Annotated in this window: 1 protein-coding gene; it reads left to right on the top strand. The window is 42.9% G+C overall.

Features of this window, described 5'->3' with window-relative positions:
• Window positions 1-187 precede the first annotated feature (187 nt).
• Window positions 188-1,009 (top strand): RNA polymerase sigma factor RpoD/SigA, encoded by an 822-nt coding sequence (locus KIV40_RS30715; protein ID WP_285353071.1) that lies wholly within the window; start codon window positions 188-190, stop codon window positions 1,007-1,009.
• Window positions 1,010-1,012: the final 3 nt, after the last annotated feature.

Here is a 1,012-nt window from a genome sequence, read left to right as displayed (position 1 = left end):
CCTGAGCTAGTCTCCGATTGCAAGATTGTTAAATTCTTGTACCCATCTTTGTGACATAAACCTACGGAAATTCATATTATTTATTGGTAAGTAACATAGTCTTATCTATACTCAGATGAAACTATACGTTAATCACCTAGTCTCATAATAAGGTGAAGCGTTCAGTCGGCTAGATAAGGACACGGAAATGAACAACGATAGTATTGCTGCGCTCCAAGGGCTAATGGATGAAACGCCCATTAATGAATCATTTTCCACCACTTCAGATCCTTATGCTCACTACCTCAAGGATATTGTGGGTATCGATTTGTTGTCTCGCGAAGACGAGATGTATTACGCGAAGTTAAATCGCGCGGGTGACAAAAATGCACGTGATGTGATGATCGAATCCAACTTGCGTCTTGTTGTTAAGATTGCAAAGGCCATAGACAAGTATGATCCCGAGCCAGGCTTTCGCTTTGCTACCTATGCGGTATGGTGGATTCGTGAAAACATCGAAGCAGCGCTAATGAACAAAGGACGTACCGTTCGCTTACCTGCTCATGTATGCAAAGAGATCAACAGTCTCGCATCAAAAAAAGTCGATGCGAGTAAGAAAATGAACAAAGAAGTGTCCATTTCAGAGCTATCTGACAAATCTGGTGTAAAAGCTGAGCGTGTTGATCAACTCTTGGAACTCAGTGGTTTTATCGACGTGACGACAACGGTAGACGTCAACCGTGCTCCACTCGCACTAGAGCAGTGCGAAAGCGAATACCTTTGTGACCCTCAACATGATTGCGAGAATCAATCTTTTACCGACGCCTTAGAGCAGATCATCAATACCCTACCTCCTAAGCTCCAAATAGTTTTGATCCATCGTTTTGGCTTGTTTGGAAACAATGTAAAAACACTTTCGGAAGTTGGGCATATGCTAGACACCAGTGTATCAAATGAGCGAGTGAGACAGATGCAGAAAGAGGCGGTAGAAAGAATCAAGAAGCGACTCACGTTCGATGGCTGGGTTTAATAA

Source organism: Vibrio sp. D173a, assembly GCF_030248475.1.
Note: the sequence above shows the minus strand (reverse complement) of the source record. Positions and strands in the feature narration are given on the sequence as shown.

Coding starts and splice junctions, on each gene's coding strand:
- KIV40_RS30715 (WP_285353071.1), top strand. CDS start 188: ATGAACAACGATAGTATTGCTGCGCTCCAAGGGCTAATGGATGAAACG.